Raw genomic sequence first — 25,600 nt, forward strand, 5'->3', positions numbered from 1 at the left:
GTAGAGGCAGTCACTCTTAATAAAGGACTTTTCTTTTGGGGAAGAGCGGCAAACCACCGAAGACAGAAAAAATTGCTTATCTTTGGCTTTGCCCTAACAAAAATAAGTACAAGTCCTTAGAGTTCAAAATTTTAGGATTTGAAATATAACATTTTCTTAAAAATTATTTGGGTGTTCAATTTATTGATTCCCTGATGATTAGCATACTTTTTAAGTTTTTGCTATATGAGTTTAGCACAACAAATTGCCGTTTGCCATCAGTACTTAAATAACAGAACTGAGACCTTTAAGGTTCGCTATGGTTTAATTTTAGGTACGGGTTTAGGCCCTTTGGCGGAAGAAATAGAAGAAGTTCATCGTATTCCTTATGCGGAGATCCCGCATTTTCCGGTATCTACGGTAGAGGGGCATGCGGGTTGTTTGATCTTTGGGTATTTGGCGGGGCAGCCGGTGGTGGCTATGTCGGGTCGTTTTCATTATTATGAGGGCTATTCGAGCAAGGAGGCGACTTTTCCGATACGCATATTTAAGGCTTTGGGCGTAGAGCGCCTATTGATTTCTTCTGCGGTGGGCAGTGTGAATGGGGAGATGAATGCGGGCGACATTATTTTGGTCCGTGATCATATCAACTTCATTCCCGATCATCCGTTGCGGGGAAAGAACGACGATCGTTTGGGTCCTCGTTTTCCAGATATGAAAGATGCCTATGATCATGCTTTAAATAATCGGGTAGAAGCCAAGGCCAAGGCCATGGGGTTGCCCATTCATCAGGGCGTATATTTGGCCCTGCAGGGGCCCAATTTAGAAACGCCAGCAGAATATCGGATGGCGCATATTTTGGGTGCGGATGTCATTGGGATGTCTACGGTGCCTGAGGTCATTGTGGCCAAGCATGCGGAGCTGCCTGTTTTAGTCACTTCTATTGTCTCGAATAAATGTTGGCCTTTAGAGGAGATTGTCGAGACCAGCTTAGAAGATGTTTTGGGGGTTGTAGAAAAGGCTTCGCCCAAACTTTCTGCATTGGTCAAAACTTTATTGGAAGAGGAGATGCTTTAGGGCCTTGGCCCTAGCTGGGCGGCCGCAGGCCGCTTTTGTATGGCCTAGCGATGCGAAAGGGTGGCCGTTAGGCCAGACCGAAGCCCGAAGGGCTGAAGGGCCGAGCGAATAGCGAGCCCTGTAGCGTAGCGCCGCAGCTTTGCTGCGGAGGCCCCAAAAAACAATTAGAATATTATTTAACATAGAACTCCATTTAGATGAGTTCATTTTGCGACGCAAAACACTATGAATAGCTTATTGAGCAAGCTGTCTGCGATTAAGGACAAATTTGAGTACCTGCAAGAGCAGCTTTCGGACCCCAGCATTTCTTCTGATATGAAGAAATTTATGAAGGTCAATAAAGAATATAAGAGTTTGGAGCCTTTGGTAAAGGCGCATGAGGAGTACAAAGCCATCTTGGATGGTTTGGCCGAGTGCAAAGAAATTTTGGATAACTCTGATGAGGCCGAATTTAAGGAAATGGCCAAAATGGAGATGGACGAGCTTTTGGAGCGCCGGGGGCCGTTGGAAGAGGAAATCAAGTATATGTTGATTCCCAAAGACCCTGAAGATGAGAAAAACGTCACGATTGAAATTCGCTCGGGAGCGGGTGGAGATGAGGCGGCCATTTTTGCGGGCGATTTGCTTCGGATGTATGAGCGCTATATTGATAAAATGGGCTGGAAGCGGGAGTTAATCTCGGAAACCCCTAGTGGTTCTGGGGGCTACTCTAAAGTATTTATGGAAGTAACTGGCGATGGGGTGTATGGCCTGCTCAAATATGAGTCGGGCACACACCGCGTACAGCGAGTGCCTAAAACGGAATCTCAGGGGCGGGTGCACACCTCTACGGCTACTGTGGCCATTATGCCTATTTTTGAGACCGAAGATATTCAGATCAATACCGCCGATTTGGACTGGGACACTTTCCGGGCCAGTGGGGCAGGGGGGCAGCACGTAAACAAAACGGAATCTGCCGTGCGGGTAACGCACAAACCCAGTGGGGTAGTGGTAGAATGTCAGGAAGGACGTTCGCAGCATCGCAACCGAGAAATTGCCTTACAAAAACTCTATGCTCGTTTGTTTGAATTGCAGCAGCAAGAGCAGCAAGATAGCATTACCGATTTGCGAAATAGCTTGGTGGTCTCTAGTGATCGCTCTTCAAAAATTCGGACCTATAACTACCCTCAAAACCGAGTGACGGATCACCGCATCAATTTTACCCGCTATAATCTAGGCGATATGATGAACGGAGCCATTGATGAGTTCATTGAGGCTATTCAAACTACCTATAATGCCGAGAAACTAAAAGCCAGCGAAGAAGTATAATTATGCAACATCTATTTACTTTTCTCAAAGGGATGGCCATGGGCGCTGCAGATGTGGTGCCTGGGGTTTCTGGCGGAACCGTAGCCTTTATTACGGGCATTTATGAGCGTTTGCTTCGGGGCATTAAGGGCGTTAATTTGGAGAGCTTAAAAGTTTTGCAAAGACAAGGTATTGCCGCTTTCTGGACCGCCATAGATGGCAATTTTTTATTGGCCCTTTTTGGGGGCATCTTTGTCAGTGTCTTGAGTTTGGCCTCTTTGCTTAGCTCGGCCCTAGAACATTACCCGCAGCTACTTTGGTCCTTTTTTATGGGCTTGGTCTTGGCTTCGGCCCTATATGTTGGGCGGCAAATTAAGTGGAACAACCTGCCTTCTATCGTCCTATTGATTATGGGCGCGGGCATTGCCTACGGCATTACGCTTTTTGTGCCTACCGAAATGCCCAAAAGCTACCCTATGGCCTTCATTTCTGGGGCTATTGCTATTTGTGCCATGATTTTACCTGGCATCTCGGGTAGTTTCATTTTGCTCCTGATGGGCATGTATAAGCATGTGATTGAGGCCATTCATGAAAGAGATATCCTTTTTCTCTTGGTCTTTATGATGGGCTGTGGTTTGGGCCTATTGAGTTTTGCTAGAATATTGAGCTGGCTGTTTGAGCATTATCGCTCGGCGGCCTTGGCTTTGCTCACTGGCTTTATGTTGGGCTCTTTGCCCAAAATTTGGCCTTGGCAAAATGTCATCCAAACACGTATCAATAGCCATGGCGAAGAAGAGCCTTTCTTGTTTCAATCTGTTTTGCCTAACGCCTATGAAGGTGAGCCCTACCTGTTAGGCGCCAGCCTTTTGGCCCTTTTGGGCTTCGCTTTGGTGTTTGGCCTAGAACGCCTAGGACAAAAAACAGGGGAATAAGAAAGTAAAACTTTGCTAGAAGTACTAAAAAATTATATTTTAGGGAGATAGAATCTCTAAATTGCTTTTTAAGCACCAATATGGTGCCCTAAATATTGACTCATGGGAAGACCTACACTCCGTCTATATGATGGCTATCGCCACACCTCCCCCCATCTTCGCGATGAGGTGGCCGAGCTACAAACATTACTCAAAGGTTATGGCTACCGCGTTCGCCCCGATGGCGAATTTGGTCCCTATACCGAGAATTGCGTCAAGCATTTCCAATATAAAAAAAGAATGACGCCTGACGGTATCGTAGGCCCTTCTACCTGGGCGGCCTTGCTGAATCGCCCCCAACCTTCGGGCAATTATCTTCAGTTTCAGACCTCCTACGCCAAAAATAACCCCCATTTGCTCAAGCAATTGGCAGAGCTCAATGGCAAGTATAAAAATGCTGTGCTCCGAGTATCGCAACAATACGGTATTCCCGCCTCGGTAATCGCTGGCATCGGCTCTAGAGAGTCGCATTGGGGCTTGGCCCTAACCCCTCCCGGCCCACATGGCACCGGAGATGGTGGCCACGGTAGAGGACTCATGCAGGTGGATGACCGCTGGCATGTCGCTTTTATCCAGTCTGGAAAATGGGCAAATGCTACCGAAAATATTATCTATGGCTGCGCCGTGCTCAAAAATTCTATGAACCTCTTTACCAAAAAGTTGGGCTGGAAAATGAGCAAACAACTCCTGCAAGCTGGTATCGCTGGCTATAACTGCGGGCCTTCTCGCGCCCTCAGCGCCCATCAATCTGGCTACGATATTGACTACTACACCACAGGCCGAGATTATTCTCGAAATGTGCTAGAAAGAGCGGGCTGGTTCCAACTTCATGGCTGGAAATAAACCGCATATAACAAACTAAAGGGCTGTCCATCTGGATAGCCCTTTTTTTATGTCTCTAAGGATCTTTTTTTGGGGCTGTCCCGCCCTACGGGCGGGTCGCTACGTTTCGGGGCTCGCAGGTCTGCTCGGCCCTGCAGCCGCCAAAGGCGGCTTTGGTCTGGCCTAACGGCCACCCCTGCACATCGCTCATCCGCTCATCGCTAGAGAGCTGCTTTTAGCTGGAGCTCTTCGGCACTTAATAGGCAAAAAATCAATAAGATAGACCTAAAAAATGAGATAAACAATAGAAAAATAAATTAGCTGTAAAACTCTTTAGATGCTTTGTAGAGCCCATCTCTTTTTTCTACATTTAATAGTCAAGCAAGATTTTACCCCACTAAATTAACTAAAAAAGAATGAAAGCTAAGATTCAACCAGATTACAAAAATCTGACCCATGCCGCCTATGTCAAGGAGTTTAAACGCCTAGCCAAAATGGCCGAAACTCAAGCCAATGGCGAAGAAAATGCCGTTACTTTCTTTGTAAAACGCATGCATAAATTTGCCTGCGGCACAGAAGCTCCCCTAATGCTCCTCTCTAAAATGGATGCAAAATGGAAAAAGCAAGCCAAGGAAGACCTTAAAGGCGATAAAAAGATGATTCTTATTGCTAAAGCTCATTTTACCGCTGGCGAAAATGGCAATGTCCTAGAACTTTCTCCCATTAAAGGAAATGCGCCCTTGGCCAAAATTGCTAAGGAAGGAAAGGCCCTACTCAAAAAGGCCAAATTTGCCCTCGTTAAGGCTGGAGAAGCCGTAAGCGCCGCCGCTGCAGAAGGAGCCGCCGCCGCCGGAGGAGAAGAAGAAGCGCCCAAAGAAGAAGCACAGCCAACAACAGAAGACAGCAAAACTACCGAAACTGCCGAAACCACTAGCGATGATACCGCCGCTGCCGGAGCAGAGTCTGCCGCTGTAGATCCTCAACTAGAAAAGAAAAAAGCCAAAGGACGTCAAGTAATGGCCAAAATGCTCGAAAACCTTCAGAAGATTGAAGCCAAACTGAAGAACTAAGCCAACCCATTTACCTAACTAACTTTTAATGACCAATCTTATGGCAAATTTTGATAAGATCCAAGCTCGCTTGGAGCAGTATAATGCAACCCTTGACCAACTCAAGGAGCTCTTTATGAGTGATGGGAAAATTGATGCCCAAGAACAAGAGCAAATCAACCAAATTGAAGCCGCTATTGCCCGCCTAGGCGAGCGCATTGGCTCGGCTACCGCTGCGGCAACTGCCGCCGCAGAAACTCCCGCCGAAACAGGCAGCGAAACGCCTGCCACAGAAACTCCCGCTCCTGCAGCCTCTTCTATTTCGGGCTCGGTGGGCAAAGGCGGAGACAATAAAGAGGCCGATGTGAAATTGGTCCAAGAACTACTCAAGAAAAAGGGCCAAAATGTAGCCGTAGATGGCGACTGTGGACCAAAAACTATCGCCGCTATCAAAGCTTTCCAACAAGCAGCCTTTGGCTGGCAAGATGGCCGCATTGATCCAGGCGGGAAAAGCTGGGGCGCCCTCTCTGGCGGAAGCTCTTCTAGCTCTTCAGAGGATAGCAGCAGCTCAGATAGCAGCAGCGCTGATGCTGCAGCCACAACAGAAGAAGCCGCTCCAACAGGAGATCCCGTTCCAATTAAGGACCTTCAAGGATCTGTGGGCCAAGGCGGAAAAAATAATCCCGATGATGTCAAGGTGGTCCAAACCCTTCTCCGTGAAGAGTTTGACTATAAAGTGGATATCAGCGGAACTTGCGATAATAAGACCATTACCGCGATTAGTAATTTCCAAGCCACTAAATTGGGCGTCAGCAAACCCGATGGCCGTGTAGATCCAGGCGGAAAAAGCTGGAAGGGCCTCAATGGCGAAGGCCTACAAGAAGCCGCTATCCCTGGCCCCATGAATAAACCCAACTGGATCAAGGTGGCAGAGTCTGAGCTGGGCGTTACCGAAATCCCCGGCGCAGAAGATAACCCCCGAGTAATTGAGTATCACTCGACTACTGGTGGCTTCCGCGATGATGAGACGCCTTGGTGCGCCTCTTTTGTCAACTGGGTGATGAATAAAGCAGGCCAAGGTGGAACAGGCAGCGCAATGGCGATGTCTTGGGCCAAATATGGTAAAAAGGTGGATAAACCCGCCTATGGCGCTATTGCCGTTTTGAGCTATGGCGGTGGAAAAGGCCATGTGGGCTTTGTGGTCGGCAAAAAGGGCGGCAATGTCTTGCTTTTGGGCGGTAACCAAAGCAATATGGTGAAAATCTCTGCCTTTAGCACCAGCAAGATTCACGCTTATGTCTTCCCTAACAACTTTGAGGTTCCCGAAAACTACTATACCTTCGGCGAAGCAGAAGGCGACTTTGAGACGACAGATTTCTCTCAAACTCGATAGGGCCAATTGGCGCTAGACGCAAAGGGGCGGTCGGATTTTCCGACCGCCCCTTTTTTGTCTTTTTCGGGCCCCTTGGGGCCTTTTGTCGAGCTGGCCCAGCGCTGCGCAGCCGTGGCCGAAGGCCAGACCCAAGGCGAAACGAAGTGGAGCCTGCAGGGCCGAGCAGACCTGCGAGCGGCGTAGCATAGCGGCGGCCGCCTTGGCTTTGCCAAGGCGGCCGCGGGCCCCAAAAAACAGCAGAAAAACTACTGCTCTTGCTCTTCGTTATTGAAGTAATTCATCAGGTCCGAAGAAACTCGGTCCATGCCATTTACGCCCATTTTGGCGGCAATTTGAAACATATTATTGGTCACTAGGGCCGTGGCCAGGGCCTCGGCGCCAGCAATATGAATGGTATCATTGACCTTTTCATGCAGGCGGTTGAGGCGCAACATTACTCGGCCCAACTGCTGATAAAGTTCTAAATCTCGCTTCATTTCGGCCACATCAATATAGTCGGGCAAAACATCATCATGCTGCTCTGCCGCTCGAATTGTCTCCTCGACAAAGATTTCATTTTCTCTATGGAGTTTGGGGAAAGAAGCGCGCTCGTCTTGGGTAAGCGAGAGCAAAAAGGGGAGCTTTTCTTCAATTTGGGTCACTAATTGGCGGACCTCTTCTACCATATCGGTAGTCAATTCGATAGAAATGCGATTTTCGGCCATTGGATTTATTTTTTAAATGAAATGAGCTTAATACCTCTTCAATATAGGCTTTTTTGAAGGAAAATGAAATTTTATGCTCCTGCTAATCTCGGCTATATCCCTGAAAAACCTCTTGCAAATGCCAGTCGAGATAGTCCTCTTTGGGCCGATATTTTTTGAGATGAGGCAGACGGATTTGCTGGGCCTGATGCCGCAGTAAATAGTAATCCAAACCCTCGCCATGTACCTTATGCGAGACCTGCATGCGCAAGGAATCATCAATCCGAAAAGCGCCCAGATCAAAGAGTTTGTGGTGCATGCTGCAAAGGGCCAGGCCATTTTCTGCCCGATCGGGCCCGCCCGCCTGATGCCACTTAATATGAGCGGCCTCTAAGGCCAAAGGCTGATGCCCCAGCCGCAAATTGAAGCCACAAACCGCACAGGCATAGCCATAGGCCTCCAAAATTTGGCCCCGAAAACGAGGGTCTCTTTTTCGCCTTTTGCTAAGCAAAAAGGCAGGTTCTAGCTCTAAGCCCACGGCTTGCAAAATATTTTGGTGCAGACTTTCGGGGAAGTTGCGCTGCAAAAGCTGCTCGGCCAAATGCCCCACTAAATCGGGTTGCTCTCGCAAAAGCGCTTGCATCTCGGCAGGGAATTGAGCGCTGATGCCTTCTTCTCGGAGTCGCTTGGGCGAGCTATTGATTTTACCATCGATGCGATGCAGTTCACTGAGTTCCCAAATCTTATCTGAGCTTAGGTAGACAAAAGGGTAGTTGGGGCCAGGTGCACTATTTGGTGGACCAAACTCCCGAAAATAATCCTTCAGCTTTGCTTCTTCCTCTGCATACTGCAGTTTTGTTCGGCCTTGTTGCCAGGCGGCTAGGGCATACAGCAGCAAAAGCGGTTTGTGCGGGGCTCGTTTGCCCTTGGCTTTCCAGCTTTTGATTTTGGCCCAGCGGCTTTCTAGTTCTTTTCGGTCCATGACTTAAGGCGCTAAGCGTTCGATTTTCCATTTTTTCTCTTCGCCCTCAATTTTGTCTATGGTATAACGAAGGCGGTCGTGCAGGCGGCTGCGGCGGCCCTGCCAAAACTCGAAGCGGTAGGGTCGGACCAAATAGCCACCCCAGTTTTCGGGCATGGGAATCTCTGTTCCCTCTGGGTATTTTGCCTTCAGCTCGGCCAAACGATCTTCCAAAACAGAACGATCGCTAATCACTTGACTCTGAGCCGAGGCTAGGGCTCCAAATTGGCTATCTCGAGGGCGAGAGCGGAAATACTGCTCAGAAGCCGAGGCGCTCAACTTTTCGACTAGGCCATCTATGCGAATTTGGCGCTCCATTTCGATCCAAGCAAAAACCAAGGCAGCCTGCGGGTTCAGATCGAGTTGTTGTCCTTTGGCGCTGCCATAATTCGTATAAAAATACAGGCCTTTTTCATCAAATCCCTTGAGCAGAACGATGCGGGCCGCGGGCCGCCCCTGTTCGTCTACCGTGGCCAAGGTCATGGCGTTGGGCTCGGGCAAATTGGCATTTAAAGCAGCCTTGAACCAGTTTTCAAACTGCCGAAAAGGGCTTTCGGCTACCTCAGTTTCTAATAGGCTGCCCATTTGATAATCTTCTCTTAATTGGGCGACCTTCTCATTTAAATCTCGATTCATATGCTTATCCTGTTTGAAATGAAAAAAACGGCTTACAGTAAGTTAGTAGGAACTCCTTTAAAAGCGGCATCTGCTAGGCAGAAAATTAGCTTTCTGGGGTTTTTAATAGACTGCGCTATAAAGCGCAGCAAAACTAATATCTTTGGGCTGCTCTCTGACAAACTTGTTTAAAAATAGTGTATGTCTTATCAAGAAACTGCAAAATCGGTATTTGAGTTGGAGGCCAAGGCCCTTCAGCAACTTGGCCAAAAAATTAACAGTCATTTTGATGGGGCTGTTCAGGCTATTCTCAATTGCTCGGGCCGCTTGGTGGTCTGTGGCATGGGCAAATCGGGCCTGATTGGGAAGAAGATTGCGGCGACTTTGGCCAGTGTGGGCCGCCCTAGCTTTTTTCTCCACCCTTCAGAGGCCATTCATGGCGATTTGGGGATGCTGATGGAAAATGACTGCTTTTTGAGCCTTTCTAATTCGGGAGAAACGGATGAACTCTTGCAAATTTTGCCTCATATTCAAGCGCTCGAGCTGCCGCATATTTGTATTGTGGGCCGCCCCAAATCAACCTTGGCCCGTTATGCCGACTTTGTCCTAGATGTGGGCGTTTCGGTAGAGGCCGCCCGCCTGCAGGCGGTTCCCTTAGCCTCTAGCCTGACCGCCCTGGCCATGGGCGATGCCCTAGCCGCGGCCTATATTGAGGCCAGCAATTTCCAACAGGCCGATTTTTTGCGCTATCATCCTGGCGGCAACCTCGGCAAGCGCCTGCTCACTAAGGTCCAAGAGGCCATGCAAAGCGAAAAATTGCCCCTTGTTGGTCCAAATACCAATATGCAAGAGCTACTATTGACGATTTCGGCTGGGCAGCTGGGCCTAGCCATTGTTCAGGAGGCCGGAAAAGTCTTGGGCATTATTACCGATGGCGATTTGCGCCGCCAACTGAGCCAAACGGCCAATGATGCCTTTTTTGCCCTGAAGGCCAAGGCCCTAATGACGCCAAGACCCAAAACTATTTCTCCCCAAGCCTCTTTGCTCGATGCCGAGGAGCAAATGCAGCAGCTGAGAATCAACGCCCTTTTGGTCCTTGAAGAAGAACGCCTGCTGGGGATTATTGCCAAGCAACATCTTAAGTAGGATTTGGGGCCTCCGCTGCGCTGCGCTTGCGGCGCTATGTTGCGGGGCTCGCAGGTCTGCTCGGCCCTGCGGCGGCTGCGCCGCCTGGGTCTGGCCTGACGGCCACCCCTCCACAGCGCTAGGCCAAGGAGGCCTGGCCCTACACACAAACTAAAACTATGTATCCATACCTTTTTGCCATCAGTCTGATTTGTACGGCCTCCTTTTTGCGGGCCCAATCTCTTTTTAGTTTAGAACAACTAGAAAACGATGAGGAAATTCCCCTCTACTATTCGGTAGATAAGGCCTATATAGAAAAAGCCAAGGCCTATAAGCTACGCCTCTACAAACAGGCCAATAGTCTGCCGCCTTTAGTGGCCCAATTGCCCAATTTGCAAGCCCTTTATGCCGAACATATTTACTTTGAGCATTTAACGGAGGCCATTGGCGATTTAGAACAGCTACAACTGCTTTCTCTTCGGCATAATAAGGTGAAAGAACTGCCCGAAGCCCTGGCCAAATTGCAAAACCTCAAGTGGCTGGACCTCAGCAAAAATCGTCTGACAAGCTTTCCCTATCCCTTGGACCAATTAGGCGGCTTAGAAACATTGCAACTGCAAGAAAATGATATCGATAGCCTGCCCGCCGATTTATCGAACTGGCAAAATTTGCAATATCTGGACCTCTCTAATAATTATTTTGTAGACCTTGGTGGCCTGCCTAAATTGCCCAATTTGCAGTATCTAGATCTCTATTATAATAAGCTAGAAGAACTAGATAGCCTGCTCTGGCAAATGGAGAACCTACAACAACTCAATTTGGGCCGAAACCCCCTCAAAAATCCAGAACAACTCTTTGAGCAACTGCCTGCACTCAAACAACTCTATGAGCTACAATTGCCCGAATTGGGCCTAGAGCAACTGCCCAGTAATTTGGACCAATTGCAGCAAATAGAACGCCTTAACCTCAAGGGGAATAAACTAAAAGCCATAGACGAAAGCCTCTATAGCATGAAGGACCTCTTTTGGCTAGACCTCTCTGATAACCGACTCGATAGCCTCTCGCCCAGAATAGGCGAGCTAGAGCATTTGGTTTGGTTAGACTTGGCTGGAAATGATCTAGAGGTTTTGCCCGATAGCCTAAAATATCTGGAAAATCTCCGCTACCTCAGTATTCGGGTGATGGACCTCAAGGGCTTTCCAGAGGTAGTCTGCGAACTGCCCAACCTAGAAGAGCTCAATGCCGCCAATGTTCAGATTTATAGTTTGCCCAGTAGCATGGAAAAAATGCAAAACTTAAGGGCCATTGATTTGAGCTATAACAAATACCTTAAACCAGGCCAGGTTTTTGCCCGCTTGGCCAAACTCCCTCGCTTGAGCAGCCTAAAATTAGCGGGGACCAAATATAACTACCTCCCCCCCAATATTGGCGATTTGCAGGCCCTAGAAATCTTGGACCTCTCGGATAATGATTTTGGCCAACTACCCGATAGTCTGTATAGCCTACGCAATTTGCGCCAACTGAATTTGGCCGATACCAAGCTGCGCAAACTCAAGCATAAAATTGGGCAATTGGAGAACTTGGAAGAGCTCGATTTGCGCTATAATAGCAAATTGGACCATTTGCCAGAAAGCATTAAGCAGTGCAAAAAGCTAAAGAAAATCTATTTGAGGGGCTGCCCTATTCCCGAAGAAGAAAAGGCTTGCCTCCGAGAATGGTTGCCTGGCGTAAAGCTCTATTAACAGCGCATTTTACTGGGGGCGCAGCCCCTTTGATGGCCTAGCGATGTGCAGCAGTGCGGCGCAGCCGCAGACCAAGGCCGTCAGGCCGCAGGGCCGAGCAGACCTGCGAGCTGCGAAACGTAGCGCCGACGACCGAAGGGAGGCGGAGGCCCCAAAAAAGATGATTATTCATCTAAATCGTTTTTCTCTTTGAGCGTTATTTACAGGCAGATGCCCAGAACTAAAAAGGGCTGTCGGAATTCTCCAACAGCCCTTTTTGCTTAGTCCTTATTCAGTTCCTCTTGCTTCTGCACATTTTTAGGAGCTTCGGCTTTGGGTTCCTGTTTTTTGGGTTCCTGCTTCTGCACATTTTTAGGAGCTTCGGCCTTAGGTTCCTGTTTTTTGGGTTCCTGCTTCTGCTCATTTTTAGGAGCTTCGGCCTTAGGTTCCTGTTTTTTGGGTTCCTGTTTCTGCACATTTTTAGGAGCTTCGGCTTTGGGTTCCTGTTTTTTGGGTTCCTGCTTCTGCTCATTTTTAGGAGCTTCGGCTTTGGGTTCCTGTTTTTGGGGTTCCTGCTTCTGCTCATTTTTAGGAGCTTCGGCCTCTTTATTTTCTACAGTATCTGTAGGACGGGGACCCTTGCGTTTTGGTCCACGAGGGGGGCGCTTACTGCTGCGCTTGCCTTTTCCTTTGGGGTCCTCCTCATTCGTCTCCTCTTGTTTAGGAGCATCTTTTCGTTCTTGTTGGCGTTGCTTGCGGTATTTCCGTCTTTCCTGTTCCTCTTCCTTTTCGTATTGTTCTAGGCTAATACTAGGCATTTCATTAGCGTGCATATCCTCATAATTGGCCCTATTTCTATGGGCATCGATAGCCAGATAGAGCGCACGGCGGAAAGAGTCGGCATCGGCTACATTTTTTCCGGCCAAATTGAAGGCGGTCCCATGGTCTGGAGAAGTGCGGACAAAGGGCATTCCTGCGGTAAAATTGACCCCTTGACCAAAAGAGAGGGCCTTAAAAGCCACCAGTCCTTGGTCGTGGTACATGGCCAAAATGGCGTCAAAATTTTTATAATTTTGGCTACCAAAGAATCCATCGGCAGGGTAGGGGCCAATAGCCATAATGCCTTCTTTTTTGGCTTTTTCGATAGCGGGGAGAATCACTTCTTGCTCTTCGGTCCCAATATTTCCACCATCGCTAGCGTGGGGATTAAGGCCCAGAACGGCAATTTTTGGGCGGTCCAGCCCAAAGTCGGCCCGCAAACTATGGTGCATCAGTTGTAGCTTGCGCAAAACGGTTTGGCTATTGATGGCATCGGCCACTTGGCGAATAGGGAGATGATTGGTCACTAGGCCTACACGGAGGTTTTCATGCACCAGCATCATTAGATTTTCTTTGCTACCCAATTGCTCGGCCAGATACTCGGTATGTCCCGTATGCGGAAAGTTGGCTAGCTGCATAGCCTCCTTATTGATTGGGGCTGTGACTAGGGCATCTACATAGCCATCTTTTAGGGCCTGTACGGCTTTTTCGAGGGCGATATAAGCATATTTGCCAGCTTCTTCAGAGATATTGCCCAAATTGATACGAACATTATCGCTCCAACAATTGACCACATTGATTTGTCCTTCTTCTGGCTGTTCTCCTTCTTCTATGGTATGAAACTGAAAACTGCGCAGCTTGACAATATTCTTATGGTAGGCCAAGATCTTGGCCGAACCAAAAATAACGGGCGTACAAAGTTCGGTAATGCGGCTATCGCCTAATGTCTTGAGGAGAACTTCTGGACCAATACCGTTAATGTCTCCAATAGAAATTCCTATTTTAATCTTTTCCATGATTGCTTAAAATGAGCGCATAAAAAAAAGCCCTAGCTCAGTTGTTGAATCAGCGCCTCGCAGGCGCGGTCCAACATGGCATAGACCAACTCAAAGCCATTGTCATCCCAATAAGGATCGGGAACGGCTTGGTTGAAATGGGGCCGTTCGAAGTTCATAATGAGCTGTACTTTTGCTTTTTGCTCTTCTCCTTGGGCCATTTTTCGGGCATCTTGATAATTTTGGCTATCCATAGCCAGAATAAGGTCAAAGATAGCAAAATCTTTGGGTTTTAGGGCTCGAGATCGCTGTTGGCTGATGTCGATCCCATGGGCGAAGGCCACCGCCTGAGAACGAGGATCGGGGGCTTCGCCAGCATGATAGGCAGAGGTCCCCGCCGAATCTATAGTCCAGTCTAAATTTAAATCAGTTACTTTTTTACGCAGAATGCCCTCCGCTAGCGGAGAGCGGCATATATTGCCTAGGCAAAGCATTAAAATTTTCATTATACAATTTGCTTTTTTATTTTGTACAACTGTTTAGTTTTTAAGCGGGAGCTGAGCTAATTTTGGCCCTCTTGCAACTTATGGACAGGCTTTATTTATACACTCCACTTTAAGGTAAATAAACTCCCCCGGATTTATGTCAAAAATAAAAGGACAACTATTCAAGCGGGGGCTGATGTGGCATTTGCGATCAGCCTCTCAACGGCAACAAACTCCGCTGCGCTTGCAGCAGCAGAGCTTGCAGTTTCTTTTGCAGATGGCTGAGCAAACAGCATTTGGTCGGCACTATAAGTTTGCTCAAATTCGGGCGGCTCTAGACCCCATTCGGGCCTATCAGGAGCAGCTTCCTATTGTAGATTATGAACAGATGTATGCCCATTGGTGGCATCGTTTGCTAGAGGATGAGGCCAATGTAGTTTGGCCTGGGAAAATCCGTTATTTTGCCCAAAGTTCGGGCACTTCTGGCAGCCCTAGCAAGAAGATTCCCGTGAGCAAGGCGATGCTAGGCGCCATGAAACGCAGCACTAAGTTTATGTTTGCTCATTCTACCCAATGGGAGCTTGGCCCCAATTTTTATGGCCGAGATTTCCTCATTATGGGCAGTAGTACGACTTTGCGCAAGCAGGGCCAGCATTGGCTAGGCGATATTTCGGGCATTAATGCCACGCAAATGCCAAGCTGGTTTCGGGGCTTTTATAAACCTGGTGCCAAAATTATTAAACTCCCCAATTGGGAGGAACGAGTTTCTGCTATTGCCGAACAGGCCCATAAATGGGACCTAAGCGTAATTGCGGGTATCCCTTCCTGGGTGCAGATGATGCTCGAACGAGTGCTGCAGGTCCAAAAAGCGGATCAAATTATTGATATCTGGCCCAATCTCAAGATTTATGTCTCTGGCGGGATCGCCTTTTCGCCTTACCGACAACGCTTTAAGGAGTTGATTGGCGGCAATGTACACACCCTAGATACCTATAATACCTCGGAGGGGAGCTTGGCCTGTCAAACCCGAATTGACGATGAGGTCATGCCCCTAGAGTTGATTCTGAATAATGGGATTTTCTTTGAGTTTATTCCCTTCAATGCCGATAATTTTAGCCCAATGGGCCAGTTGCTTCCCCAGGCCAAAGCCCTGCATATTGGGGAGGTTCGGGAAGGCAAGGAGTATGCTCTGCTCCTCAGTACTTGCTCGGGCGCTTGGCGCTATTTGCTGGGCGATACGGTCCGCATTCTCAATAAACAAAGGGCCGAGATTCGCCTTACGGGCCGCATTAAGCATTTTGTGAGCATCTGCGGCGAGCACCTTTCTGTAGACAATATGAATGAGGCCCTGGCCCGCTGCGAAGCAGAACTAGGCTTGCAATTTGGCGAGTTTCATCTGCAGGCCGTTAAGGTCGGCAATCATTTTGAGCACCATTGGTTTTTGGGCCAAACGGCCCCCTTGGCGGGCTTGTCGGAGGAGTTGCTGGCCCAAAAAGTCGACCAATATTTGGGCGCTCTAAACGACGATTATAAAACAGAAAGAGAAGATAATTTGTTAAAGAAAGTGAAGCTGCGCCTCTTGCCCAATGCCCTGTTTTGGGAGTGGTGGGGGCAGCAAAAACGCCTCGACGGGCAGTCCAAGTTTCCTAGGGTACTGACCGCCAAGCAATTTGCCGACTGGAAACAATTTTTAGATGCCAAAGGATACTAAAGCCATTTTACTTTTTGATGGGGTTTGCCATCTTTGCGAGAAAAGCGTGCAGTTTGTGCTGCAAAGAGATCGGCAGGCTAAGGTTCATTTTGCCGCCTTGCAATCGGAGGCAGGGCAGCGGATTTTGGCCCAACAGCAACTGGCCCAAAGCGATTTTAAATCGCTGGTTTTAGTAGAAGATGGCCAGGCCTATTTGGGCTCTACGGCGGCTTTGCGCCTGCTTTGTTTGCTGCCTTTTCCCTGGCCCATTTTTGGCGTTTTTTTGTGGCTGCCCCGCTTTTTAAGAGATCCCGTCTACTACTGGATTTCCAAAAATCGCTATCGTTGGTTTGGCCAAAAAGAGCACTGTATGCTGCCTAAAGCGGATTGGCAAGACCGTTTTCTTTCCTAATAATTTGGGGCCCGCGGCCGCCTTGGCAAAGCCAAGGCGGCCGCCGCTATGCTGCGCCGCTCGCAGGTCTGCTCGGCCCTGCAGCCGCCTTTGGCGGCTTGGGTCTGGCCCTGCGGGCCACGGCTGCGCAGCGCTGGGCCGCTCATCTTTTTGGCTTTCTTTTGGCCCGCTTCTTCGGCCCGCAAAAAGGAGCAAAACCCTAGGGTTTTGCCAATCATCGCCTAGGGGCTTGTCTCTAGGCGGCAAAAAGGATAAACACAACATTTTAAACAGACACATAAGGAGCAAGATTAAATTTCTGCGTTTAGAAGGAGCGCAGCGACTGGCCTAGCGATGTGCAGCAGTGGCCCGTAGGGCCAGACCGAGCCAGCTTGCTGGCGAAGGGCCGAGCGAATAGCGAGCTGCGAAACGTAGCGCCCGCCGCAGGCGGGAGGCCCCAAAAACAGCAGCAGCTTAAAAATAAACCTAGAGAAAGCCTTTTAATTTGGAGCTATGCAAGTTTCTTTTTTGGCTAGGGGCGGCTTGATAAATGGCATAATCGGGCGTATCCTGGCTAATGATAGCGCCCATACCGATAATATTATATTGGCCGATTTGGACATTTTGTTGGACAGCGGATTGGAGGCCGAGGAAAGAGCCCTGGCCCACAGTAACATTGCCTGCGAGGGTACAGCCGCTGAGGAGAGTATGGGCCTGGATTTGGCAATGATGGCCTAGTCTGGCGCCAAAGAGAATACAGTTATCGGCTAATTGGATAAAGGGTTGGAGGTCAGATCCTTCTCCGATAAAGACATTTTCGCCAAACTGGAGATTGGGCCAAACGTCTGCTTTAGAGGAGCAATAGCTGGCCAAGGTGTAGCCTTTTTCTTTAAAGTAGTGGAAGAGTCGTTTTCGTTCTTTGATATTGCCAAGAGCAATAAAAACCGCAGTTGTTGAAGGGGGGAAGGAGTTGGGGAGTTCTTCTAGGGGGATAATAGGGTAGTCTGCTTTTGCGTTGGCTAGATACTTTTGTTCGATACAGTGGGCAACAATTTGGTAGGGACTATCTAGTTGAAAAACATAAGCGGCATAGGCGGCAAAGCGGCCGCAGCCATAAATAATTAGCTGCATGAAAGAAATTGGTTATATACATTGGAATAGAGTGGTGTAGTGGTAAATAAGCATAGAGAGCGGCCTACTTCCTTTGGAAATAGGCCGCTCTTGTAAAGCTAAGAATAAAAAAGATTAGGGGCGTTTGTTATCCACCTCTTTTTCGGGTTTGATAGTTAGGATCAATGCTTTTTCGATATCGGCATATTGGTTAATGGCCTTTTTGATATCATCTGCTTTGAGATCTTCGATCATTTTTTCTTTGTCGAAAATGCTCAAGGGATTTTCATTGAAGCGATATTTATTGAGCAATTGGCCGATCCAGAAGCGGTTCTCTTTGAGCGAAGTTTCTAGGCCACGGCGTTTAGTTTCGCGGACCTTTTCGAGATTTTCCTCAGAGGGGCCATCTTTTTGGAGCTTGGCCACTTCTTCTTTAACGGCTTCTACGAGGACCTCCACATCATCGGGAGCGCATTGGAAGAAGACAATAATCTGGCTAGTTCCCTTGGGTTCGCGGCTCATGCCACCGCCTACAAATGGGCTATAGACCCCCCCTTTATCTTCGCGGAGGTTTTCTCGGACCATGATGCTCAGGACGCTAATTGCGGCATCTAATTTAAAGGCCTCTTCAGCCGACCAATTGACCTCTTGGGCAAAAGAGAGAATCACATTAGACTGAGGAGCGAGTCCTTTCTTCAGGTTTTTGGTCATACCCTTAGCGGGGAACTTCACCTCAGGGTCTTTATAATTCTCCTTGCGGTTGGTGCTAGGGAGGCTAGCGATATACTGCTCCACCTGTCCTTTAATCTCTTCGGGTTTAAAGTTACCGACGAGGACAAAAGTAAAGTCGCTAAAATCGGCGAAGCGTTCCTTATAAATCTCGTGAGCACGTTTCATATCGATGCTACGGATTTGCTCCTCAGAGAGGAGGCCAGGGCGGCGGGGGTGATTTTGGCTAAGGGCCTTTTGGTACTCGTTGAAGAAATACTGTTGGGGGTTAGACAGGGCGTTACGGCTTTGTTCTATGGCCTCTTCCAGATAAGCTTCATAGGCTTTTTCGTCTAGGCGGCTTTGGGTAGCATAGAGATAAAGCAATTTGAGCATAGTTTCAAAATCGGCGGTAGAAGAGCGGCCAGAGAAGCCCTCGCTCAGTTCGCTGATATAGGGGCTAATGCTGACTGTTTTGGCGGTCAATTTTTTCTCTAGGGCGATAAGGTCAAATTGGCCAACGCCAGAGCGGTCGATCAATTCGGCGGCGCTAGAAGCCGTAAGGAAATCCTTGACATCATAGATAGAGTGGCCACCGGGGCTATAGGCTTGCAGCATAATTTGGTCGCCTTCAAAGTCGGTGGGTTTCAAGATCACCTTAGCGCCGTTAGAGAGCGTCCATTCGGTAATATTGAGTTCTTTCTCCTTCACTTCTTTTTGGGCCGTTACCTTACCTGTTTTGGGGGCTTTTTCGAGCAGCGGCATATCGAGGAACTTATCCTTATAGGCTTCCACTTCAATCTTTTCGTTTTCGGCTAGCAGTTCGCGGATGCGGTCTTCAGTTGGGATCTTGAGGCCCTCTTTGGCTGGGGCGGTAAGGATAGCCGTGCGGTTTTCCTTGGTGATCCAAGCCTTGGGCAGGGCATTCATTTCCTTAAGCTTAATGCTAGGGAGAAACTCCTTGACCAACTGTAGTTCTTTTTCGATACCGAATAGGGGGGCATCTTGGAGGAAGTGGCTCACACATTCGCTGGCGATAGAGGCTGAAGTCACCTTATCGCGTTTGCGGTAAGCTTGTTCTACATAATTGAGATATTCGGCTTTGGCCCGTTCTAGTTCGGTATCGGTAAAGCCGTGTTCTAGTACACGTTTTTGTTCGCGTAGGACCAGGGCGATAGCCTCTTCGATACTATTTTCTTTGGCGGCAGCTTGGATAAAATAGGCATCGGAATTACGCACATAATTGCCATAGCCAGAACCTGCATAGAGGAAAGGGGCTTTGGGATCTTGGCTTAGCTCATTATAGCGAGCATTAAGCATGATATTATAGAGTTGGTGCGTAATAGAGGTTCTAAAATCGTCTAGAGTCTTGATGCTTTTGGGAGCATGTTTATGGATCATTTGGAAGCTCACATTCGTGGCTTCTTTATCGGTAGCTACAGCGACAAAAGTTTCCTTATGGCCGGGGACCTCAAAGAGTTTTTTCTCTTTGGGGTTTTCGGGATTTTCCATTTTAGAAAAATTCGTTTTGATTTTGGCTTCGATCTCATCTAGGTCGATATCGCCGACCACGATAAGGGCCATAAGATTGGGGCGGTACCAATCCTTGTAGAAGGTCGTGAGGCGTTCGTAGGGGGCATTTTGGATCACCTCTGTAGTCCCGATAGGTAGGCGATTAGCATAGCGAGAATTATAGAAAAGTTTGGGCCAGTAGACCTGGCGCATACGTTCGTCGGCGCCGAGGCGGGTTCTCCATTCTGAGAGAATAACGCCTCTTTCCTTATCAATTTCTTCTTCTTCAAAAGAGACTGCTGAGGCCCAATCTTGCATAACGACCAGTCCTTTATCGACTAAGCCTTCCTTATCGGTAGGGAGTTGGAGCATATAGACCGTTTCATCGAAAGAAGTATAGGCGTTGAGGTCTGCACCGAAGCGGACCCCTGTTTTTTCTAGGAAGTCGACCAACTCATTCTTTTTGAAGTTGGCAGTACCATTAAAGCACATATGCTCTACAAAGTGGGCGAGGCCTCTTTGGCTATCTTCCTCTTGCATAGAGCCGGCATCGATAGCTAGGCGTAATTCGATGCGGTTTTCGGGTTTGGCATTTTTGCGCAGATAGTAGCGCATACCGTTTTCTAGTTGGCCAGTGCGGATACTTTCGTCAAAAGGCAGGGCGGCTTCCATGCCACTTGCTTTTTCCTCTACGGTAGAGGTATTGGCGGAGATACTGCCTAGGCCGCTAAGGGGCGAGCTAGTATCTTTGGCTGGGCTATTTTGTTGCTCATCATTAGAGGAGAGCCCACCTTTTACTTTAGTAGAGGTTTTGCAGGCGGCTACTCCCATTAGGAGCAACCCTAGGGCAAAGCCCCATTGTTTTAGCTTCATCATGAGATATGTCAATTAAGAAATAAGGTGTGTAAAATACATGTATATTAGTGTTGTGTTTTGCTTTTTAGTTAAGCAAAAATAAAATTTGAAAATAGAAACTGAATTTTTTTCGACTGAAATGCCTTTATAGGCCATAAAAACAGTTAAATTTAACTTTTGTTATATTGCAGTACGACCCCTTAACAGGGCTATATAGTATTTTCTCCATTTTGAGGGCGGAGAAAAAGAAGAGCAAGCGAGTTAACCTATAGAATGTATTGAAAAAACGAACTAGCTTAGTGAACTAGGCCCCCCTTTCTGTTTGCCTATTATTTTGGGTAATTATTTTGGGCAGCCCGTCAAAAAAAGCCTAAAAGCAGTCTAGCCAATAGAGGCTTATATCCGAGTTATTGGCTAGCTCACTCATTATTTTATCAATTTTTGGCAAAATAAACATTGAGTCTAATGGTTTGCAAATGAGTGGTTTAAGTTGTTTTTTTGCTATTGGGGGGTAATTTTTCGATTTTTGAGGTAACAAAAACCAAAATTTTGGCATAAATGTCTAAAGATAGAAGTAAAGAGAACGCTCCATTGCTTGAAGCGATTCGGTTGAGAGACGATAAAGTAATAAAGCAGATATATCTGGAGAACAAGAAAAAGTTTGTACCTGCAGCTTGTAAAATTTTTATGCAAAAAGAAGCGGAGGTCAATGAGTACTATCATGAATGTTTTCTTGTTTTTGTAGATAATGTGCAGAAAGGTAAATTAACGAAGCTGACTTGTCAGCTACATACTTATTTACTGGCTATATCTAAGCGTTTGCGCAAGGAATCTTTCCGGAATCAGCAAAGAGACAAGTTGTCTACTCAGGATACCGAATTTTGGTTAAATGTAGATGGGGAGTCTAGTTCTGTTGATACCTCTATTTTGGAACATTACGAAGATGAGCATCGTAAAAAGATAGTAAGGAGTTTACTAAAGCGTATTAGTCCTTCCTGTCAAAAGTTGCTCAATCTTATTTTTTACAAAAATCATAGCTTAGCTGAGATTGTCGAGCTAATGGAGTATTCTGATGAGCGAGTTGTGCGCAAGCGAAAATCGATTTGCATGAAGAAGCTCCGGGAGATTGCGCAGTCTTTTAAAGATAAGCTTCACTAACTGCTAGCCCCCCCTATATTTGCTAGTAGTAAAACGCCCCTAATAATGATCACAGAAGAGAAAAAACTAGAGCTGATTGAAAAGCTGGTCCTCAACTATGAGATGACAGCAGGAGATCGGCAGATGGCAAATGACTTAAAAGAGGAGATGCCTAGGGAAGAGTATGAAGATTATGAGATGCTCTTTAAGGGCTTGGATGGTCTGGCTGCAGATAGCTTATTAGCCGATATGAAAAGCTGGGATGCTGAAGAGGAGTTGGCAGAAGAAAAACCGGCCGCCAAGGTCTTTTTCTTGCCTAACTTTAAGTTTTGGCAACTGGCCGCTTCTGTACTTTTGTTGTTTGGCCTGAGCTATAGCCTTTATCAGCTGCTGCCCCAAGAAGATCGCTATTTTGCTAGCTTGCCAGCCGCTCCTTTGTATAGCTTTACCCGAGGAGAAGCTCTGGAGGCTAGTCAAGCATTGATTGCCCAGAAATACCGGGATGAAGATTACACAGCTATTGTAGAGCAGATGGCTCAGCTGTCTTTGGCCGAACTACAAGCTAAGGAGCTTAAAATGCAGTTGGCCTTTGGGTTTAGTACTATCAAAACAGGCAAAGAACTGGAGAAGGCTGAGGCTATGCTCTTGGCTTTTCCTCAAGAAGAGGATAAAATGCGCTTAATGCAGCTCAAGGACTTTCAACTCTTTTTGATTAGTTATCAATTAGGAAAGGAAGAGCGCATGCAGGCACTTGCTGCACAAATCTTAAAACAGCCTCGACATGAGTGCTATGCGCAAGTACAAGCCTTCTATGAGGAAAAAGGCCTTGCCTTACCTCAATAATTAGTGATAGTTAAGATAGAATTCTACCAGCCAGTCCTACCTTAGGGCTGGCTTTTTTATTTGCAGAATGCAAAGCGCTGGCAACCATAGAAAGGGCGGCAATGCCCCAAAAATATAAAGCATAAGTTTGTTTAACTTGGCAAACTGCCGTAAGTTGATGGACTAAATCCGTATCATAATTATGGCCATTTTGTTAGCGTATAAGGGCTTGACAATAGACTTTAAACAGGGCGATATGCCCGCTGTTCGAGCCGTGGACCAGCTGAGCTTTCAGTTGCGCTCTGGAGAGTTGTTGGGCATTGTCGGAGAATCAGGCTCTGGCAAATCAGTGAGCTGTTTGGCCGCACTACGACTGTTGGCCAGGCCAGCAGCACAGTATGTAGCCGGACAAATTATTTATCGAAAAGGAGAGGAGGAGCTAGATCTTTTGCAACTGAAAGATGCCGAAATGCGGAAGATTCGAGGCCAGGAAATCGCCATGATTTTTCAGGAGCCCATGAGTTCTTTAAATCCCGTTCTTTCTTGTGGCGAACAATTGATAGAAGCGATCCCCAAAGAAGAAAAAAAGGAAGCCAAGGCCGCCAAAGCTCGAGCCTTGGCCCTATTGGAAAAAGTACGTTTGGATGATAGTGAACGCATTTTTTCAGCTTATCCACATCAATTATCTGGCGGCCAAAAACAACGCCTAATGATAGCTATGGCTTTGGCCGGCCGCCCCAAGATCCTAATTGCCGATGAACCCACAACAGCCCTAGATGTCTCGGTCCAAAAGTCTATCTTGGCCCTGATTAAGCAGTTGCAAAAGGAGCTAGATATGGCCGTAATATTTGTTACGCATGATTTGGCCGTTCTAGCCGAAATTGCCGACCGAGTTCTGGTGATGTATCAGGCTAAACGAATGGAAGAAGGACCTATCTCAGAGATTTATGAATCTCCCAAATCACCTTATACAAGAAGCCTACTGGCCTGCCACCCGCCCCTAGATAGTTGGCTCAGCCGCTTGCCTACTGTGGCCGATTTTATGGGAGAACCCCCCAAATATAGCTCGGCCAAAGCCGCCCGAAAAGCACTCGCTAAACCAGCCCCTACTTATGAAGTACCTAAGGTTCAGCCGCTTTTGGAGGTGGAAAACCTAAGGACCTATTTCCCTAAGCAACGAACTTTCTTTGGCCGTACCAAAAGCTACCTTAAAGCCGTTGATGGAGTGTCCTTTGCTTTGTATCCCGGCGAGGTCTTGGGCTTGGTCGGGGAGTCGGGCTCTGGAAAAACTACCCTGGGCCGCAGTTTGCTGCGCCTACAAGATTGCCAAGCCGATAAGCTTTGCTTTGATGGGCAAGATCTCCGAACACTCTCGCCTAAAAAGTTGCGTCAGCTGCGCCCACAAATGCAAATCATTTTTCAAGATCCCCTAGCCGCACTCAATCCCAGACAAAAAATTGGAGCCGCCATTGAAGAACCCATGCGTATGCACGGCATTTTGTCCTCTAAACGAGAACGCCGAAAACGCGTGGAGGAACTGCTGGAACAAGTCGGACTTTCTGCCGATCAATATAACCGATACCCCCATGAGTTTTCTGGTGGACAGCGCCAACGAATCTGTATCGCTCGGGCTTTGGCCCTGCAACCCCGCCTGATTGTTTGCGATGAGTCGGTGTCTGCCCTAGATGTCTCGGTGCAGGCACAGGTCCTCAATTTATTGCTGGACCTAAAAGAACAGTACCAATTGAGCTATATCTTTATCTCTCATGACCTCTCTGTGGTCAAGTTTATGGCCGACCGCCTGCTCGTTATGCAAAACGGAAAAATTGTAGAATCAGGCAGTAGTCGACAAATTTATGAAAACCCCCAAGAAGCTTATACCCAAGAACTCATTGCTGCCATCCCCAAAGGTTAGCTAAACCCTTATCAATGATAAAACTAATCGAGCAATGGCCTTACCCCCCTAAGGCAATTAAGTCCAAATTACACGCATGGGCCTATTGCTTAACCGATGACAAAAATTGGCAACTCAGTCAGGAGTTTGTAGATGCAGCCTCTGGACTGACTGTACTTCTGTTGCAGGCTCGAAGGCGATACCGCCTCAATGAAAAAGGAGAGGGCTATAGCCTACCCAATAAGGTCTTTTTGCTAGACCAAAAGCCTACTCGCTTATTAGCACCCAAGGATTGGCGCCCCCGCTTTGAGTATAAACGCAAAGAATGGCAAGACCCTAAAGGCATTTTCCTTTTGCAAGTAGAAAGAATTTGGTCCGAGACCGGCGACTATTATGAGGAAAAACTCTTTAAAACCGAAAATATGCAGTTGCTCATGCAACGCCAACGCCTCGCTTTTGAAGAAAAAGAAGCCGAAAGCCTTTTGCTCAAACAACTCCGAAAAGAACGAAGCCTAAAAAATAACCCCCAAAGCCTTAGTTTGACCGAACTGAGCCAGCTGCAGGCCCAAAAAATGAAGGAAAGTCCATGCTTACTCTTACTTAGCTATGTCGATGAGGAAAATAAAATCTTCCGACTTTGGTCAAAATATGCCAGCCTAGAATTAAAAGACGAAGATGGCCAACTCTGCCAAAAATTTGACAGCCTAGAGGATTTTTGGTGGTTCTGGAATGCCGCCGGCCTCTTTTTTCTCTATTATCGCCCCTGCCATCATTGCCTAGACCATATCGAACGCCCCCTCTTCCTCTGCCAATGGATTGTCCAATTAGGTAACCAATTGCGCCAAAGCCAAAACCTAAACAGTAGCGACTATTTCCTGCTCCAACAATGGGAAAATCTCTGCTTCGACCCCAGCCTTTCAAGCGGCTGCTTCAAGCAGTTTTGCCCAATTTGCCAACAAGCCCTGCCCTATAATCCCCGCTACCCCAAAAGGATCTGCAAAAACTGCCAAGCCAAAGCCCAAAATGAAGCCGGCCAAAGCCTCCGCTTCTACAATCAAGGCCTAAATAAAGGCTTGGTCCTCGAAACCCTCGGCCCAAAAGGCAAAGTCCTCAAAAAAGACCAAGGCCGTAGCCAATATTATTGCTATATCAATAAACAACTTTGCCTCATCCATGAAGGCCGCTTCGGAGGCATCCTCCTGCGTTTAGTCGATTGATTTTTTGCTGTTTTTGGGGCCCGCGGCCGGCTAGGCTTCGCCTAGCTCGGCCGCCGCTATGCTGCGGGGCTCGCAAGCCTGCTCGGCCCTGCGCGGGCTTCGCCCGCTGGGTCTGGCCTGCGGCCACCCACTCCGCAGCGCTGGGCCAAATAACGCCTGGCCGAAATAGAAAACTTGAGCAAAGGGAGAAAAAAATTAGGTAGAATCAAAAAACAATTAATA

General features: G+C 47.7%; 21 protein-coding genes. 14 read left to right on the forward strand and 7 right to left on the reverse strand.

Annotated features, from left to right (window positions below; genetic code table 11):
- Window positions 1-225: 225 nt before the first annotated feature.
- From SGRA_RS10245 to SGRA_RS10275, 6 genes are all read left to right on the forward strand, one after another.
- Window positions 226-1,056 carry a purine-nucleoside phosphorylase gene (locus SGRA_RS10245; RefSeq protein WP_015692608.1) on the forward strand — a complete coding sequence of 277 codons (831 nt, stop codon included), beginning with the start codon at window positions 226-228 and terminating at the stop codon, window positions 1,054-1,056.
- A gap of 225 nt (window positions 1,057-1,281) precedes the next feature.
- Window positions 1,282-2,364, forward strand: coding sequence for a peptide chain release factor 1 (gene prfA / locus SGRA_RS10255; protein WP_015692610.1), 1,083 nt, complete (start codon window positions 1,282-1,284; stop codon window positions 2,362-2,364).
- A gap of 2 nt (window positions 2,365-2,366) precedes the next feature.
- Window positions 2,367-3,275, forward strand: a complete 909-nt coding sequence (locus SGRA_RS10260) for a DUF368 domain-containing protein (protein ID WP_015692611.1) — start codon at window positions 2,367-2,369, stop codon at window positions 3,273-3,275.
- A 102-nt stretch (window positions 3,276-3,377) separates the two neighbouring features.
- Window positions 3,378-4,157, forward strand: a complete 780-nt coding sequence (locus SGRA_RS10265; RefSeq protein WP_015692612.1) for a peptidoglycan-binding protein — start codon at window positions 3,378-3,380, stop codon at window positions 4,155-4,157.
- A 395-nt stretch (window positions 4,158-4,552) separates the two neighbouring features.
- A complete protein-coding gene (locus SGRA_RS10270; protein ID WP_015692613.1) occupies window positions 4,553-5,206 on the forward strand; it encodes a hypothetical protein in 654 nt (217 codons plus the stop codon).
- Between the two features lie 40 nt (window positions 5,207-5,246).
- Window positions 5,247-6,578, forward strand: coding sequence for a TIGR02594 family protein (locus SGRA_RS10275; RefSeq protein WP_041329903.1), 1,332 nt, complete (start codon window positions 5,247-5,249; stop codon window positions 6,576-6,578).
- 245 nt (window positions 6,579-6,823) lie between these two features.
- Here SGRA_RS10275 and SGRA_RS10280 read toward each other — a convergent pair whose 3' ends face one another.
- The 3 genes from SGRA_RS10280 to pdxH form a co-directional block, all read right to left on the reverse strand.
- Window positions 6,824-7,282, reverse strand: coding sequence for a hypothetical protein (locus SGRA_RS10280; protein WP_015692616.1), 459 nt, complete (start codon window positions 7,280-7,282; stop codon window positions 6,824-6,826).
- Window positions 7,283-7,364: 82 nt separating this feature from the next.
- Window positions 7,365-8,243 (reverse strand): phosphorothioated DNA-binding restriction endonuclease, encoded by an 879-nt coding sequence (locus SGRA_RS10285; RefSeq protein ID WP_015692617.1) that lies wholly within the window; start codon window positions 8,241-8,243, stop codon window positions 7,365-7,367.
- A gap of 3 nt (window positions 8,244-8,246) precedes the next feature.
- Entirely contained in the window at window positions 8,247-8,918 is a 672-nt protein-coding gene (pdxH, locus tag SGRA_RS10290; RefSeq protein WP_015692618.1) for a pyridoxamine 5'-phosphate oxidase, read from the reverse strand.
- Between the two features lie 180 nt (window positions 8,919-9,098).
- On the opposite strand from pdxH, the gene SGRA_RS10295 reads away from it, so the two are divergent.
- Together SGRA_RS10295 and SGRA_RS10300 are read left to right on the forward strand one after the other, a co-directional pair.
- Window positions 9,099-10,043 carry a KpsF/GutQ family sugar-phosphate isomerase gene (locus SGRA_RS10295; protein WP_015692620.1) on the forward strand — a complete coding sequence of 315 codons (945 nt, stop codon included), beginning with the start codon at window positions 9,099-9,101 and terminating at the stop codon, window positions 10,041-10,043.
- 158 nt (window positions 10,044-10,201) lie between these two features.
- Window positions 10,202-11,764 carry a leucine-rich repeat domain-containing protein gene (locus SGRA_RS10300; RefSeq protein WP_015692621.1) on the forward strand — a complete coding sequence of 521 codons (1,563 nt, stop codon included), beginning with the start codon at window positions 10,202-10,204 and terminating at the stop codon, window positions 11,762-11,764.
- 260 nt (window positions 11,765-12,024) lie between these two features.
- Here SGRA_RS10300 and pdxA read toward each other — a convergent pair whose 3' ends face one another.
- Together pdxA and SGRA_RS10310 are read right to left on the reverse strand one after the other, a co-directional pair.
- Complete coding sequence (pdxA, locus tag SGRA_RS10305) at window positions 12,025-13,578, reverse strand: 4-hydroxythreonine-4-phosphate dehydrogenase PdxA (RefSeq protein ID WP_015692622.1); 1,554 nt, start codon at window positions 13,576-13,578, stop codon at window positions 12,025-12,027.
- A gap of 32 nt (window positions 13,579-13,610) precedes the next feature.
- Entirely contained in the window at window positions 13,611-14,063 is a 453-nt protein-coding gene (locus SGRA_RS10310; protein ID WP_015692623.1) for a low molecular weight protein-tyrosine-phosphatase, read from the reverse strand.
- Window positions 14,064-14,199: 136 nt separating this feature from the next.
- On the opposite strand from SGRA_RS10310, the gene SGRA_RS10315 reads away from it, so the two are divergent.
- On the forward strand, window positions 14,200-15,753 hold the full coding sequence (locus SGRA_RS10315) for a GH3 family acyl-acid amido synthetase (RefSeq protein WP_041329617.1): 1,554 nt from the start codon (window positions 14,200-14,202) through the stop codon (window positions 15,751-15,753).
- Window positions 15,737-16,144 carry a thiol-disulfide oxidoreductase DCC family protein gene (locus SGRA_RS10320; RefSeq protein ID WP_015692625.1) on the forward strand — a complete coding sequence of 136 codons (408 nt, stop codon included), beginning with the start codon at window positions 15,737-15,739 and terminating at the stop codon, window positions 16,142-16,144. Before SGRA_RS10315 ends, SGRA_RS10320 begins: the two co-directional genes overlap by 17 nt.
- 465 nt (window positions 16,145-16,609) lie before the next feature.
- Here SGRA_RS10320 and SGRA_RS19555 read toward each other — a convergent pair whose 3' ends face one another.
- Complete coding sequence (locus SGRA_RS19555; RefSeq protein ID WP_015692627.1) at window positions 16,610-17,254, reverse strand: acetyltransferase; 645 nt, start codon at window positions 17,252-17,254, stop codon at window positions 16,610-16,612.
- 114 nt (window positions 17,255-17,368) lie between these two features.
- On the reverse strand, window positions 17,369-20,329 hold the full coding sequence (locus SGRA_RS10335) for a M16 family metallopeptidase (RefSeq protein WP_245538536.1): 2,961 nt from the start codon (window positions 20,327-20,329) through the stop codon (window positions 17,369-17,371).
- Window positions 20,330-20,866: 537 nt separating this feature from the next.
- Here SGRA_RS10335 and SGRA_RS10340 point away from each other — a divergent pair.
- The 4 genes from SGRA_RS10340 (at window position 20,867) to SGRA_RS10355 (ending at window position 25,378) form a co-directional block, all read left to right on the forward strand.
- Entirely contained in the window at window positions 20,867-21,466 is a 600-nt protein-coding gene (locus SGRA_RS10340; protein ID WP_015692629.1) for an RNA polymerase sigma factor, read from the forward strand.
- A 45-nt stretch (window positions 21,467-21,511) separates the two neighbouring features.
- Window positions 21,512-22,288, forward strand: coding sequence for a hypothetical protein (locus SGRA_RS10345; RefSeq protein ID WP_015692630.1), 777 nt, complete (start codon window positions 21,512-21,514; stop codon window positions 22,286-22,288).
- Window positions 22,289-22,469: 181 nt separating this feature from the next.
- Window positions 22,470-24,182 (forward strand): ABC transporter ATP-binding protein, encoded by a 1,713-nt coding sequence (locus tag SGRA_RS10350; RefSeq protein WP_015692631.1) that lies wholly within the window; start codon window positions 22,470-22,472, stop codon window positions 24,180-24,182.
- A 14-nt stretch (window positions 24,183-24,196) separates the two neighbouring features.
- Window positions 24,197-25,378 (forward strand): hypothetical protein, encoded by a 1,182-nt coding sequence (locus SGRA_RS10355; protein ID WP_015692632.1) that lies wholly within the window; start codon window positions 24,197-24,199, stop codon window positions 25,376-25,378.
- Window positions 25,379-25,600 lie beyond the last annotated feature (222 nt).

The sequence above is a fragment of the Saprospira grandis str. Lewin genome (genome assembly GCF_000250635.1).
Taxonomy (GTDB): domain Bacteria; phylum Bacteroidota; class Bacteroidia; order Chitinophagales; family Saprospiraceae; genus Saprospira; species Saprospira grandis.